General features: G+C 64.5%; 11 protein-coding genes. 2 read left to right on the top strand and 9 right to left on the bottom strand.

The annotated features are described in order from the left end of the window. Positions 1-52: 52 nt before the first annotated feature. A complete protein-coding gene (locus LKD37_RS08865; protein ID WP_302928896.1) occupies positions 53-1,018 on the bottom strand; it encodes a D-2-hydroxyacid dehydrogenase in 966 nt (321 codons plus the stop codon). Further along, positions 1,015-2,604 carry an NAD(P)/FAD-dependent oxidoreductase gene (locus LKD37_RS08860; protein WP_302928895.1) on the bottom strand — a complete coding sequence of 530 codons (1,590 nt, stop codon included), beginning with the start codon at positions 2,602-2,604 and terminating at the stop codon, positions 1,015-1,017. Before LKD37_RS08860 ends, LKD37_RS08865 begins: the two co-directional genes overlap by 4 nt. A 175-nt stretch (positions 2,605-2,779) precedes the next feature. Here LKD37_RS08860 and LKD37_RS08855 point away from each other — a divergent pair, with 175 nt between their 5' ends. Continuing rightward, the gene (locus LKD37_RS08855; RefSeq protein ID WP_302928893.1) at positions 2,780-4,234 is read left to right on the top strand and encodes a S1C family serine protease; all 1,455 of its coding nucleotides are present in this window, start codon (positions 2,780-2,782) and stop codon (positions 4,232-4,234) included. Between the two features lie 160 nt (positions 4,235-4,394). On the opposite strand, the gene LKD37_RS08850 is transcribed toward LKD37_RS08855, so the two are convergent. The 4 genes from LKD37_RS08850 to thyA form a co-directional block, all read right to left on the bottom strand. Then, positions 4,395-5,381, bottom strand: a complete 987-nt coding sequence (locus tag LKD37_RS08850; protein ID WP_302928892.1) for a TPM domain-containing protein — start codon at positions 5,379-5,381, stop codon at positions 4,395-4,397. Between the two features lie 43 nt (positions 5,382-5,424). After that, positions 5,425-6,594, bottom strand: coding sequence for a toxic anion resistance protein (locus LKD37_RS08845; RefSeq protein WP_302928890.1), 1,170 nt, complete (start codon positions 6,592-6,594; stop codon positions 5,425-5,427). A 33-nt stretch (positions 6,595-6,627) separates the two neighbouring features. Then, the gene (locus LKD37_RS08840; protein WP_302928889.1) at positions 6,628-7,320 is read right to left on the bottom strand and encodes a 5-bromo-4-chloroindolyl phosphate hydrolysis family protein; all 693 of its coding nucleotides are present in this window, start codon (positions 7,318-7,320) and stop codon (positions 6,628-6,630) included. A gap of 84 nt (positions 7,321-7,404) precedes the next feature. After that, positions 7,405-8,235 carry a thymidylate synthase gene (gene thyA / locus LKD37_RS08835; protein WP_302928888.1) on the bottom strand — a complete coding sequence of 277 codons (831 nt, stop codon included), beginning with the start codon at positions 8,233-8,235 and terminating at the stop codon, positions 7,405-7,407. Positions 8,236-8,388: 153 nt separating this feature from the next. Here thyA and LKD37_RS08830 point away from each other — a divergent pair, with 153 nt between their 5' ends. Continuing rightward, positions 8,389-9,759 carry an NAD(P)/FAD-dependent oxidoreductase gene (locus LKD37_RS08830; protein WP_302928887.1) on the top strand — a complete coding sequence of 457 codons (1,371 nt, stop codon included), beginning with the start codon at positions 8,389-8,391 and terminating at the stop codon, positions 9,757-9,759. A 67-nt stretch (positions 9,760-9,826) separates the two neighbouring features. Here the strand turns inward: LKD37_RS08830 and LKD37_RS08825 are convergent, their stop codons facing one another. The 3 genes from LKD37_RS08825 to LKD37_RS08815 form a co-directional block, all read right to left on the bottom strand. Next, a complete protein-coding gene (locus LKD37_RS08825; RefSeq protein WP_302928886.1) occupies positions 9,827-11,500 on the bottom strand; it encodes a formate--tetrahydrofolate ligase in 1,674 nt (557 codons plus the stop codon). 177 nt (positions 11,501-11,677) lie between these two features. Continuing rightward, positions 11,678-12,763, bottom strand: a complete 1,086-nt coding sequence (locus LKD37_RS08820; RefSeq protein ID WP_302928885.1) for a DUF3810 domain-containing protein — start codon at positions 12,761-12,763, stop codon at positions 11,678-11,680. Next, positions 12,760-13,188: a PaaI family thioesterase gene (locus LKD37_RS08815; RefSeq protein ID WP_302928884.1), complete on the bottom strand. Its 429-nt coding sequence runs from the start codon at positions 13,186-13,188 to the stop codon at positions 12,760-12,762. Before LKD37_RS08815 ends, LKD37_RS08820 begins: the two co-directional genes overlap by 4 nt. Positions 13,189-13,190: the final 2 nt, after the last annotated feature.

The raw sequence follows: 13,190 nt of genomic DNA, 5'->3' as shown, positions 1-13,190 counted from the left end.
GCCGCCCTTCCGGGCGGCCCTGCTCAGCTTGCAAGCCTTTTTGGACAAGCTTTTAATAGCCCCGCTTCCGGTCCACCCGGTGCTCCAGGGGACGGCCGGCGGCGTAGTTTTCCAGATCCCGGCAGAACATGTCCACGTTGATGTCGCAGGTGTAGCCCAAGGACATATTCCCCGAAATGTGGGGCGTCAGCAGCAGGTTCCGGGTACTCCACAGGGGGTGCTCCCTGGGCAGCGGCTCCGGCACCACCACGTCCAGGGCCGCCCCGGCGATGCGCCCGGCGTTCAGGGCCTCCATCAGGGCCTCCTGGTCGATGGCGGTGCCCCGGCCCACGTTCACCACAATGGCGTCCCGGGGCAGCAGGGCGATGCGCTCCCGGCTGAGGATGCCCACGGTGTCCGCCACCGACGGCAGAGCCATCACCAGGATCTCCGTCTCCGGCAGCACCTGGTCCAGCTGCTCCTGGGGCAGCATCCGGTCATAGGCGGGGTCCGGGTTCCGGCCGCTGCGGGACACGCCGCAGATGTGCCCCGCTCCCAGGGCCTTGGCCCGCCGGGCGAAATTGGTGCCGATGTCCCCGGCTCCCAGCACCGTGATGCGGCTGCCGTAAATGGACCGCATAGGCAGCTCCGACACCCATTCCCGCCGCCGGACGATGTCCTGGAACTCCGGCATCCGCCGCAGCAGCATCAGCGTCACCATGAGGATGTGCTCGCTGATGGTGAGGCCGTAGGCTCCGGAGGAGTTGGACAGCACCACGTCGGGGCTGGCGTACAGGCTGTCGTCGGACAGCTGGTCCACCCCGGCGAAGCCGCAGCAGTACCACTTCAGCCCCGTGGCCCGCTTCAGGTCCTGGGGATTGCACCAGCCATAGATGATCTCATACTGCTCCAGACCCTGGGCCGGGGCCGCGCCCCGCCCGTAAAAATCCACCGCAAAGCCGCACTTTTCCGCCGTATCCAGCACCTTTTTCCGGCGCTCCGGCGTCAGGAAGTCCTCCATCACCGCGATTTTTCTCATTTGCCGTATACCTCCCATATTTTTTCCGCGCAGCGCATGCCGTCGGCGGCGGCGGACAGGATGCCTCCGGCATAGCCCGCTCCCTCGCCGCAGGGGTACAGCCCCCGGACATTGCACTGACCGCTGTTGTCTCGTATGATCCGCACCGGCGACGACGACCGGGTCTCCACTGCCGTCAGCACGGCGTCCCCCTGGGCATAGCCCCGGACCTTTCCATCCAGCATCGGCAGCGCCAGGGCCATAGTCTGCCACACGAACTCCGGCAGACACTGCCGCAGGTCCGTCCACCGGACCCCGGGCCGATAGCTGGGGATCACCCGTCCCGGCCCCGTGGAGGGCCGCCCGGCCAGAAAATCCTCCACCCGCTGGCAGGGAGCCGCATAGCCTCCGCCGCCCAGGCGGAAGGCCGCCTCCTCCAGCCGCCGCTGGAAGGCAATGCCCGCCAGGGGATGGCTGCTGCCGAAGTCCGCCGGGGTCACGTTCACCAGCAGGCCGCCGTTGATGTTCTCCCGGTCCCGGGCATATTCGCTCATGCCGTTGGTCACCACCCGGCCCTGCTCCGACGCGGCGGCCACCACCTGCCCTCCCGGGCAGACGCAGAAGGAGAAGGCGCTGCGCCCGTTTTCCGGGTGGCACGACAGCTTATAGCCGGCGGCGGGCAGGCACGGGTGCCCGGCAAACCTCCGGTACTGGGCCGCGTCCATGTCCGATTGCCGGTGCTCGATCCGCACTCCCACGGCAAAGGGCTTCTGCTCCATCCGCACTCCGGCCTGGTGCAGCATTTCAAAGGTATCCCTTGCGCTGTGGCCCAGGGCCAGCACCGCATGCCGGGCAGGCAGCACATACGGCCCCTCCGGCCCTGTAACCTCCAGCCCCTCCAGGGCCCCGTCCCGGACCCGCAGTCCCGTGACCCGGTGCCCGAACCGCACCTGGGCCCCCAGGTCCAGCAGCTGCCGCCGCAGGTTCACCAGGGTCACATGGAGCATATCCGTGCCCACATGGGGCTTGGCGTCCACCAGGATGCTCTCCGGCGCGCCGCAGGATACCAATTGCTCCAAAATCCACCGGTGCCGCCGGTCCCGGGTGCCGGTGTTCAGCTTTCCGTCGGAAAAGGCCCCGGCGCCGCCCTCGCCGAACTGTACGTTGGACTCCGGATCCAGCACCCCGGTGCGCCAGAAGGACGTCACGTCCCGCTGCCGGGTCACGGCGTCCTGTCCCCGCTCCAGCACGATGGGCCGCAGGCCGCACCGGGCCAGAACAAGGGCCGCGAACAGGCCCCCCGGCCCGGCCCCGATGACCACCGGCGGCGTCTCGGGGGCCGCCAGGGCCTCCGGCAGCCGGTATACCTCCGGCGTATACGGCGTTACCCGCCGGTCCCGGATCCGCCGCAGTACGGCCTTCTCCTGCCGCAGGGTCACCGCCGCCGTATAGACAAAGTGCAGCTCCTCCCGGGCGTCGATGGCCCGGCGCAGCACCTGAAGGGACAGAATGTCCCCCTCCGGCACCCGCAGCAGCCGGGCGGCCTTGCCCCGCAGCAGCTGCTCATCCTGCCCCGGAGCCAGCTTCAGCCCCTCGATCCTGACCATGGGCTTCCGCCCCCTTTCTTCATAGAATGTTCAAATTTTTCCGCCGTTTCTTAAAGCTTCGCTTAAGGTTTCCGCGTATACTATAAACCATCGAAAGGAAAACCACAGCGGCGGCGGAGCATGATACCACATCATACCACATTCCGCCCCGCCCGACAATAGGAGGTTCACAGTTATGTATAGCGGTGTCAACGACGAGAACAATCAGGGCGCTTTCAACGATGAAAACAGCCTGTATCATTACAGTTATTCCAAGGACCGGGAGCCCCAGCCCGGACAGCCCGACCCCAGCCAGACCAGCTGGCAGCCGGCGTCCCGGCCGGAGGATCCGGTCTCCCCGGAGGAGCCTGTGGCCTACACCACCGGCGCCTGCCAGGATGACCCCCAGCCCCCCAAGCCGGAAAAGGGCTCCTTCTGGAAAAAGACCGGCACCAAGGTCACGGCTCTGGTTCTGTGCTGCGCCCTGATCGGCGGCCTGTGCGGCTTCGGCGGCGCGTCTCTGGCCCGCCGGGGCGGCAAGGCCACCATTCAGGAGTCCGGCCGCACGGCTTCCGCCGTCAGCGTCAAATCCGTGGACGGCCAGACCCTGATGACCCCCGCCGAGGTGTACGCCTCCACGGTGAACAGCGTGGTATCCATCAACTGCTCCGCCGTGTCCACCAACATCTTCGGCCAGAAGGTGGAGTCCGCCTCCTCCGGCAGCGGCTTCGTCATCACCCAGGACGGCTATATCGTCACCAACCAGCACGTGGTGTCCGGCGCCAGCAGCGTCAACGTCACCCTGTATAACGGCGATACCTATCCCGCCACTGTAGTGGGCGGCGACAGCGACTATGATGTGGCCGTGCTGAAGATCGAGGCCACCGGCCTCCAGGCCGTGACCCTGGGCAAGAGCGCCGACGTCAACGTGGGCGACACGGTGATGGCCATCGGCAATCCCCTGGGCGAGCTGACCTTCTCCATGAGCCAGGGCATCGTGTCCTGCTGCGACCGGGCCATCAACGTGGACGGCACCCCCTTCAACATGATCCAGGTGGACGCCTCCATCAACCCCGGCAACTCCGGCGGCCCCCTGATGAACCTGTACGGCGAGGTAGTGGGCATTGTGTCCGCCAAGTATTCCAGCTATTCCAACACCACGGTGGAGGGCATCGGCTTTGCCATCCCCATCAGCGATGTCCAGACCATCATCACCGACATCATGGAAAACGGCCAGGTCACCGATAAGGCCTACATGGCCATCAAGGCCGGCAGTATGACCGAGCAGATGGCTGCCCAGTACAACATCAACGTGACCCAGGGCGTGTTCGTCTACGCCGTGGAAAAGGGCGGCGCCGGTGAAAAGGCAGGCCTGCAGCTGGGCGACGTCATCACCAAGCTCAACGACACGGAGATCACCTCCATGAGCGACCTGTCCATGGCCAAGAAGGGCTTCAAGGCCGGCGACACCGTCACCCTTACCGTGTGGCGCGGCGGCCAGGAGATCACCCTGAGCCTGACCTTCGACGAGCAGCCTCAGACCACCGGCACCGAGGACGATTCCTCCAACCAGAACCAGGGTCAGCAGGATTCCTACGGCGACCTGTATGACTACTTCTTCGGCCGGGGCAACGGCGGCCGGGGTAATTAAGGCAGCGTGACGGCTTCTTCGGAAGCATCACTGGATATATTTCGCATTTCCCTTTTACTCTCTCTTTCTTCTTTCATCTTTCTTCCTTTAAGCACCTCAGGGGTCCCGGATATCCGGGACCCCTGAGGTGCGATTTTTATTGGATTGTCGGGGATGGATCTCAGCGGCGTCCGCCGCCGAAGCCGCCCTTGCCGCCGAAGCCGCCGCCCCGGCTGCCGCCGGAGGAGCGTCCGCCGCCGCCAAAGCCGCCGCGATTGCCGAAGCCCCCGGACCTGGACCCGCCGCCGAAGCTGCCGCCGGGCCGGGGCCCGTTAGACCGGGGCGGACGGGGCGGTGTGGGCCGGGGCGGACGGGGACCGCCGCCCATGGGTCCACCCATGGGACCGCCGGGACCCCGAGGGGGACGGGGCGGACGGGGCGGACGGGGCGCCCGGGGCCGACGGCCCCAGAAAATGGGATAGTACACCGTCCCGCCCATCATAGCCGGACGCCGGCGATAGCGGTTGTAGCGCATGCGGTCCAGCAGCGCCCAAACCACGAAAATGCACACGATCAGCAGCACCACACCGGCGATGCTGACGCCGGAGGCGCCGGCAGGCTCCTGCCAGCGCTGGCCCGGAGCCGGGGACTGACCGCCGGTACTTGAGCGGCCCAGGGTCTGGGCCAGGACCACGTCGGATTGGCGGAAGAAATCCACCGCTGCCTGGGAATAATCCCCGGCATAGTAGGGGGTGTCCAGGGCGGTTTTCAGCCGGGTCTGCTGGGTGTCGGTCATCAGGTCCGCCAGGTTGTCGCCGCAGGCCACATACCAGTCGCCGCCTTTGACCAGGAGCAGCAGCATATCGTTGGCTCCCAGGCCCCACCTGGCCCCCAGCTCCCTGGCGTAGTCCTCGCTGGACCAGCCCCGGATATCGTCCACGGCGGCCACCGCCACCACGGCGTAATATTGCTTGTTCCAGGCGGTGTTATAGTCCTGGATGGTCTGCCGGGTCTCCTGGTCCAGCAGGCCCGCCTCGTCGCAGATCCAGTTGTAATAGGACACCTCCGGCAGGGCGGCGGGCTTTTTGCTGATGCCGTAAACGCCGGAGCCGATGATGGCCAGGATCAGCACCACCAGCGCAAAGCCCCGTTTTTGATAGAATTTCATGGTGACGCCACCGGTCCTTTCGGGGAAAGTCTGTGTGCGGGCATCAGCCCCGGAGCTCCAGCAGCTTCTGCTTCAGCTCGCCCTCGATGCGGCCCAGCTCCACCTCGGCGGCCTTGCGCTTCTCGGCCCCCTCCTTCTGGATGTTCATCACCTCGTCCAGGGTGGAGATCAGCTGCTGGTTGGTGTGCTGCAGGGTCTCGATGTCCACGATGGAGCGCTCGGCCTCCTTGGCGGTGGCGATGGTGCCCATCTTCAGGGTGTCGGCGTTCTTGCGCAGGAGCTGGTTGGTCATCTCGGTGACGGCGTTTTGGGCGGCGGTGGCCTGACGGCTGTGCTCCATGCCCAGGGCCAGCACCATCTGGCTCTTCCACAGGGGAATGGTGTTCACCAGGGAGGACTGGATCTTCTCGATCATCTGGGTGTCATTGTTCTGCAGCAGGCGGGTCTGGGGCCCCATCTGCACGGACACCATCCGGGTCAGCTCCAGGTCGTGGAGCTTCTTTTCAAACCGGTTGCACAGGTTCACCAGGTCGTTATAGGCCTGGGCGTCCTCCGCCAGGCCGGACTGCTCCGCCTTTTTGCGCAGCTCCTCCAGCTCCGTGGACCGCACCTCCGCCAGCCGCTTCTTCCCGGCCAGAATGTACATGGTCAGTTCCTTGTAATACTTCAGGTTCAGCTCATACATCTGGTCAAACATGGCCACATCCTTCAGCAGGGTGATCTGGTGCTGCTCCAGGCTCTGGGCGATTTTGTCCACGTTGGCCTCCACCTTGCCGTACTGGGCCTTCATGGTCTCCAGCCGGTTGCCGGTCCTTCTGAATAGGCCCGCCAGGCCCTTCTTTTCCTCCTCCTCGCCGAAGCCCTTCAGCTCCACCACCAGCTGGCTCAGGTCCTTGCCGATCTCGCCCAGGTCCTTGTTGCGGACGCTGTTCAGGGCGTTTTCGGAGAAGCCCGCCACGCTCTTCTGGGCCGCCGCGCCGTACTGCAAAATCATGTTGGTGTCCCGGATGTCGATCTTGTGGGAGAAATCCTCCACCGCCTTCTTTTCCGCGTCGGTCAGCAGCTTTTCGTCCATCTCCACGGGCTCAATTTTCTTTTCCTCCTCCACCTGGGGGGCCTCCGGGGCTTCCGGAGTCAGGGTCAGAGTGGGCACTGCCTCGGCGGCAGCGGCGGTGGGGTCCAGGGTCAGCTGGGGGGTCATGTTATCGGTCATGGTAATCGTCCTTCCTTTATGAGTAATGGTGTCTTAAAGCTCCAATTGGATCCCGTCGTCCTGGGGGCCGTCGTCAGGCTTTGCCTGGGTGCGGTGAATGGGATCGTCGCTGAGGCCCTCCCGGGCCATCATGTTGTCCAGCACCGTGATATCCGTGGAGATATCCAGGGCCTGGTCGCCGAACAGGCTGTCCAGCTGCCGCTCGAAGGCGGTGACGATGGTGCTCATCATGCCCCGCACCCGCTCCATGGTGCCGGTGATGTTCTCCCCCTGAACGCCCTGGCGGCTCATGTCGTCATAGGCCCGCAGCAGCTTCAGGGTGGTGGGCAGATAGTAGCTCATGAACTTGCGGATCTGGGGCAGCTGGGAGGGATCCTTCTGCACCTGCTGAAAAATCTTGTCGGACACCTGGGAAAGCCGTTCAATCTGGGCGCTGATGGCCGCGTCCTGGATGCTGTCGTTCAGGCGGCGCATCTCGTCCAGAGCGCCCTTTCCCTGGGCGATCATCTGGTCCAGCTCCGGATTGCCGGTGGTCTCCGGCTCCTGGGGCACCTCCTCCACAATATCCTTGCAGAACAGCCGGGCGATGCCGTATACCACGGCGGAGGCCGCCAGGGCTATGACAAAGTGCCCCGGCCGGTACAGGGGGAACAGCAGGGCATACAGCACCCATGCAGCCGCCGCCGCATACAGCGGCGCAGCCGGTTTGTGAACGATTTTTTTCATCCCATCGCCTCCGAATTTGCGTTAAGACTATTATACCCCACAGGCCATTTTCGGTCAAGAAAAAAGCCTGTGGGGCGGGGAAAATCAGATGGCCACGGGGATCTTTTCGTCAAAGGGCAGGGGGTCGTACCCCTCCAGCCGGAAGCTGTCCCTGGTGAAGCGATAGAAATCCGTCACCTCCGGGTCCATGACGAAGGCCGGGGCCGGGCGGCCCTGCCGCTCCAGCAGCTGCCGCACCAGGGGGACGTGCCGGTCATAGATGTGGGCGTCGGCGATGACGTGGACCAGCTCCCCGGCCTCCAGGCCGGAGGCCTGGGCCATCATATGCACCAGCACGGCATACTGGGCCACGTTCCAGTTGTTGGCCGTCAGCATATCCTGGCTGCGCTGGTTCAGAATGGCGTTCAGGGTCCGGCCCGACACGTTGAAGGTCACGGAATAGGCGCAGGGGTACAGGGCCATCTCGTGCAGGTCCTGGAAGTTATACAGATTGGTCATGATCCGCCGGGAGGCAGGGTTGTGCCGCAGGTCATACAGCACCCGGTCCACCTGGTCAAACGCCCCCTCCGGGTATTGGTGCTTCACCCCCAGCTGATAGCCGTAGGCTTTGCCGATGGAGCCGTTTTCGTCGGCCCAGCTGTCCCAGATGTGGCCCCGCAGGTCGTGGATGTTGTTGGACTTCTTCTGCCAGATCCACAGAAGCTCGTCGATGCAGGTTTTGAAATAGGTGCGGCGGATGGTGAGAATGGGAAACTCCTGCCGCAGGTCGTAGCGGTTGACGATGCCGAATTTCTTCACCGTGTGGGCCGGAGTACCGTCCTCCCAGTGGGGGCGGACGTTCTGGTCTGTGTCCCACACCCCGTTTTCCAGGATGTCCCGGCAGTTCTGCTGAAATATTTCATCGGCGCGGCTCATAGGCGGCCCCTCCTTATACGTTTTGGGGTTATTGTACCATAACGGGGGGTAAGATACAAGGAAATGGCAGACATAAGGAAAAGTTGTTTGTTTCACCGGGCGGCTGGTGGTATATTATATGCGTATGATTATGTGAATCAGGAGGAAATGACTATGCAGTATGATGTGCTGATCGTGGGCGGAGGCCCCGGCGGAATCTACTCCGCCTATGAGCTGCTGGAGAAGCGGCCGGACCTGAAGATCGCCCTGTTTGAGGCGGGCCATGCCCTGGCCCGGCGGCACTGTCCCATTGACGGCGTGAAGGTGAAGTCCTGCGTCAAGTGCCCCACCTGCGCCATTATGAACGGCTTCGGCGGCGCCGGGGCCTTTTCCGACGGCAAATACAACATCACCAACCAGTTCGGCGGCACCCTGCACGAGTATATCGGCAAAAAGCAGGCCCTGGAGCTGATGGAATATGTGGACGAAATCAACGTGGCAAACGGCGGTGAGGGCACCCACCTGTACTCCACCGGCGCGACGCCCATCAAGAAGCTGTGCCTGGAGAACGACCTGCACCTGCTGGACGCCTCCGTGCGCCACCTGGGCACGGATAAGAACCTGGTGGTGCTGGAGCACCTGTATAACCGGCTGAAGGACAGGATGGACATCTACTTCGACACGCCGGTGCAGTCCGTGGAGCGCACCGACGGCGGCTACCGGGTGGTGACGGACAAGGGCAGCTACGACGGCCGCTACTGCGTCATCTCCGTGGGCCGCAGCGGCAGCAAGTGGATGGAGCAGGTGTGCCGAGAGCTGGACATCGCCACCAGGTCCAACCGGGTGGACATCGGTGTCCGGGTGGAGCTGCCCTATGAGGTGTTCGCCCACCTGACCGACGAGCTGTATGAAAGCAAGATCGTCTACCGCACCGAGAAGTTCCAGGACCGGGTGCGCACCTTCTGCATGAACCCCAAGGGCGCGGTGGTCAACGAGAACACCAACGGCATCGTCACCGTCAACGGCCACAGCTATGAGGACCCGGCCATGCACACCGAGAACACCAACTTCGCCCTGCTGGTGGCCAAGCACTTCTCCGAGCCCTTCAAGGATTCCAACGGCTACGGCGAGAGCATCGCCCGGCTGTCCAATATGCTGGGCGGCGGCGTCATCATCCAGCGCTTCGGCGACCTGATCCGGGGCCAGCGGTCCACCCCCAAGCGCATTGAGGAGAGCTTCGTGACCCCCACCCTGTCCGCTACTCCCGGCGACCTGAGCCTGGTGATGCCCAAGCGCATCCTGGACGGCATCATCGAGATGATCTATGCCCTGGATAAGATTGCCCCGGGCACCGCCAACGACGACACCCTGCTCTACGGCGTGGAGGTGAAGTTCTATAACATGGAGGTGCAGCTGGACAAGAACCTCCAGACCTGCCACCCGGGCCTGTTCGTCATCGGCGACGGCAGCGGCGTGACCCACTCCCTGTCCCACGCCAGCGCCAGCGGCGTGTATGTGGCCCGCTATATCGCGGAAAACGCCTAAAAATTGAAAACAACACGCACCCCCGGCGGATTCCGCCGGGGGTGCGCTTTCTTCTACATGTATCCTCTCAGAACAGCCCGGTGATGACGCCGTTTTCGTCCACGTCGATGTTCTCCGCCGCCGGGACCCGGGGCAGGCCCGGCATGGTCATGATGTCCCCGGTATAGGCCACGATGAACCCCGCTCCGGCGCTGACCTTCAGACTGCGGACGGTGACGGTGAAGTCCCTGGGGGCCCCCGGCAGGGCCGGGTCGTCGGACAGGGAATACTGGGTCTTGGCCATGCACACCGGCAGGTCGCCGAAGCCCAGCTCCGTCAGCCGCTTCAGCTGCTTCTGGGCGGCGGGGGTCAGCACCGCCTGGCTGCCGCCGTACACCCGGCCCACAATGGAGTTGAGCTTATAGATCAGGGAGGTGTTGTCGGGATAGGCGAAGGTGAACTCCTCCAGCCGGGGCTGATCGCACAGGCGCACCACCTCCCGGGCCAGGTCCCGGCCTCCCTCGCCGCCCTTGGCCCAGACCTCCGACAGCACGGCGTTGACTCCCAGCTCCCGGCACCGCTCCTGCACCAGCCGAAGCTCCTCCGCCGTGTCCGTGGGGAAGGCGTTGATGGCCACCACGCAGGGCAGGTGGAAGGTGTTGCGGATGGTGCCCACATGGTGCAGCAGGTTGGGCAGACCCTTTTCCAGGGCGGACAGATTCTCCCGGTTCAGCTCCGCCTTGGGCACGCCGCCGTGGTATTTCAGCGCCCGCACCGTGGCCACGATCACCACGGCGGAGGGCCGCAGGCCGGACAGGCGGCACTTGATGTCGAAAAACTTCTCCGCCCCCAGGTCGGCGGCAAAGCCCGCCTCGGTAACGGCATAGTCCCCCAATTTCAGGGCCATCCGGGTGGCGGTGACGCTGTTGCACCCGTGGGCGATGTTTGCAAAGGGCCCGCCGTGGATCAGGGCAGGGGAGTGCTCCAACGTCTGCACCAGGTTGGGCTTCAGCGCATCCTTCAGCAGGGCCGTCATGGCCCCCTCCGCCTTGAGATCGTGGGCCGTCACCGGCCGCCCGTCAAAGGTATAGGCCACGATCATCCGGCCCAGCCGGGCCTTCAGATCCGGAATATCGCTGGCCAGGCACAGCACGGCCATGACCTCGCTGGCCACGGTGATGTCGAACCCGTCCTCCCGGGGCACCCCCTGCATCCGGCCTCCCAGGCCGTCGATAACGTGGCGGAGCTGGCGGTCGTTCATGTCCACGCAGCGCTTCCACACGATCTGCTTGCAGTCGATGCCCAGGGCGTTGCCCTGCTGGATGTGGTTGTCCAGCAGAGCGGCCAGCAGGTTGTTGGCCGCCCCGATGGCGTGGAAATCCCCGGTGAAGTGGAGGTTGATGTCCTCCATGGGGATCACCTGGGCATAGCCGCCTCCGGCGGCCCCGCCCTTCACGCCGAACACCGGCCCCAGGGACGGCTCCCGCAGGGCGGCCACGGCGTTTTTGCCGATTTTCCGCAGGCCGTCGGTAAGGCCCACGGTGGTGGTGGTTTTCCCCTCCCCGGCGGGGGTGGGGGTGATGGCGGTGACCAGGATCAGCTTGCCGTCGGGCCGGTCCGCCCGGTCCCGCAGCAGGCGGTAGTCGATCTTGGCCTTATACCGGCCGTACTGCTCCAGATACTGGGGGTCGATGCCGCAGGCGGCGGCAATATCGCCGATGGGCAGGGGCGCGGCCTGCTGGGCGATCTGAATGTCTGTCATGTGGCTTCTCCTTCCGTTTTCCCTATATTTCCCTATCCAGGCCCCGGAGGGCCTGTGGGGTCTATTATACGGGATAGGCGGCGGGTTGTCACCAGGAAATTGGCATTTTCGTCAAAAAAACGGGGACCGTCCCACCGGAACAGTCCCCGTCACTAAAAGGGCAGCGCCTTTTTTGACTTATCCATAATACGCCATCAGCATGTCCACCACGGTGCCGTAGCTCTGGGTCCCCCGGGACTCGCCGCTGCTTTTCAGGAAGGAGTCGTACACCTTCTGGGCCGCGTCGTTCACCGGACCCTCAAATTCCGCCCAATAGGCGGAGTTGTCCCGCAGGTCCGCCACCACCGTGTCCGGCAGCAGCACCCGCACCTGCTTCCAGGCCTCCTGATCCGCCCGGTACAGGGCGTTGGAGAGGTAGGTGAACCCCATCAGCCACCCGGAGTAGCGATACGCCGGGCTCTGCGCCGTGGTGGAGGCGGCAATGGCGATGAAATTGCACTCCTGCTCCGATGCAATGCCCCGCTGATGGGCCATCTCATGGGCAATGGTGCTGGGCAGATAGCAGGCGGGGCTGTCGATGTTCAGGTTGGCCTCCCCGGTAAAGGGGAAGTAAAACCCCGTGAAGTCCATGGCGCTGAGGGCCGTGGAAAACCGCACTCCCTTGGGCACATGGTCCTCCATCACCAGGCACGGAAACTCCTCGTATATCCCGTCGAACACCCGCACGCTGTCAGCAAAGATGTCCGCCCGGCTTTCGGCAAACAGGCCGTTTTCGTCCCGCTGTATCTGATCGGCGCAGCCGGCCAGCTGCCGGGCGAAATACTCCGTCACCCGGGCCAGCTCCTCCGGTGTGGACTCCCGGGCATATACGCCGGACTGCTCCTGAAAGGACTCGGCGTAGTAGTTGACGCCCCACAGCAGGCTGAACCCGGCATACACCGTCAGCACAGTGCACACGGCGGTCAGGGCGAATCGGTACACTATCCGCCCCCGGCGGCCCTTTTCCGTGATCAGCCGCCGGACGGTGGCCCCCATCCACAGCAGAACCACTCCCGCCGCTATGGCATACAGCAGCTCTGCCACGGAGAAGGACGCCCGGTAGCACACCGCCGCCACCGCCCGCTCCAGGGGCATGATGATCCCCCGGCTGAACCGGGTCATCAGCCCCGGCACCGGCCGCAGGGCAAAGTACAGGGCCAGCACCCCGCACACCGACGGAAGCCAGATGTGCAGCCCCCGGTGCCGCCGGAAAAAGGCTCTCATAGCTCCAGCGGGCGGCCCGTCAGATACATCACCGTCCGCAATGCCGCGACGAGCTTGCCGCTCTCGTCCCGGATGTCCGTGCGGCTGAAGCCCATGTGCCCGCCCATCTTCTCCACGGTGCCCACGGCGGTGAGCTTCCCGGTTCCCGGCGCGGCGGACAGGTATTCGATGCTGGAGGACACCGTGAAGGTCACCTCCTGCCGCAGGGTCAGCAGGGCCATCCCCGCCGCCACATCGGCCATGGTAAACAGCACGCCGCCGTGGGGGGTGCCCCAGCAGTTCAGGCTGTCCGGCTGCAGCTCCAGCTCCACCGTGGCCGTGCCGTCGTCCACGGCGGTGACCTTCATATGATTATACTGACTGAAGGGCTCCGCCCCGGGGCCCTGGGATGATTGCAGTAATTTCTGTCTCCGTTCTTCGGTCATAT

It is taken from the genome of Brotocaccenecus cirricatena (assembly GCF_020687045.1).
GTDB classification, from domain to species: Bacteria; Bacillota; Clostridia; order Oscillospirales; family Oscillospiraceae; genus Vescimonas; species Vescimonas cirricatena.
This window is presented reverse-complemented; position numbering and strand designations above follow the sequence as displayed.

Excerpts from the sequence above, each read along its gene's own strand:
- LKD37_RS08825 (WP_302928886.1), bottom strand. The coding sequence starts at position 11,500 with ATGACAGACATTCAGATCGCCCAGCAGGCCGCGCCCCTGCCCATCGGC.
- LKD37_RS08850 (WP_302928892.1), bottom strand. The coding sequence starts at position 5,381 with ATGAAATTCTATCAAAAACGGGGCTTTGCGCTGGTGGTGCTGATCCTG.
- LKD37_RS08845 (WP_302928890.1), bottom strand. The coding sequence starts at position 6,594 with ATGACCGATAACATGACCCCCCAGCTGACCCTGGACCCCACCGCCGCT.
- thyA (WP_302928888.1), bottom strand. The coding sequence starts at position 8,235 with ATGAGCCGCGCCGATGAAATATTTCAGCAGAACTGCCGGGACATCCTG.
- LKD37_RS08860 (WP_302928895.1), bottom strand. The coding sequence starts at position 2,604 with ATGGTCAGGATCGAGGGGCTGAAGCTGGCTCCGGGGCAGGATGAGCAG.
- LKD37_RS08865 (WP_302928896.1), bottom strand. The coding sequence starts at position 1,018 with ATGAGAAAAATCGCGGTGATGGAGGACTTCCTGACGCCGGAGCGCCGG.
- LKD37_RS08820 (WP_302928885.1), bottom strand. The coding sequence starts at position 12,763 with ATGAGAGCCTTTTTCCGGCGGCACCGGGGGCTGCACATCTGGCTTCCG.
- LKD37_RS08855 (WP_302928893.1), top strand. The coding sequence starts at position 2,780 with ATGTATAGCGGTGTCAACGACGAGAACAATCAGGGCGCTTTCAACGAT.
- LKD37_RS08815 (WP_302928884.1), bottom strand. The coding sequence starts at position 13,188 with ATGACCGAAGAACGGAGACAGAAATTACTGCAATCATCCCAGGGCCCC.
- LKD37_RS08840 (WP_302928889.1), bottom strand. The coding sequence starts at position 7,320 with ATGAAAAAAATCGTTCACAAACCGGCTGCGCCGCTGTATGCGGCGGCG.
- LKD37_RS08830 (WP_302928887.1), top strand. The coding sequence starts at position 8,389 with ATGCAGTATGATGTGCTGATCGTGGGCGGAGGCCCCGGCGGAATCTAC.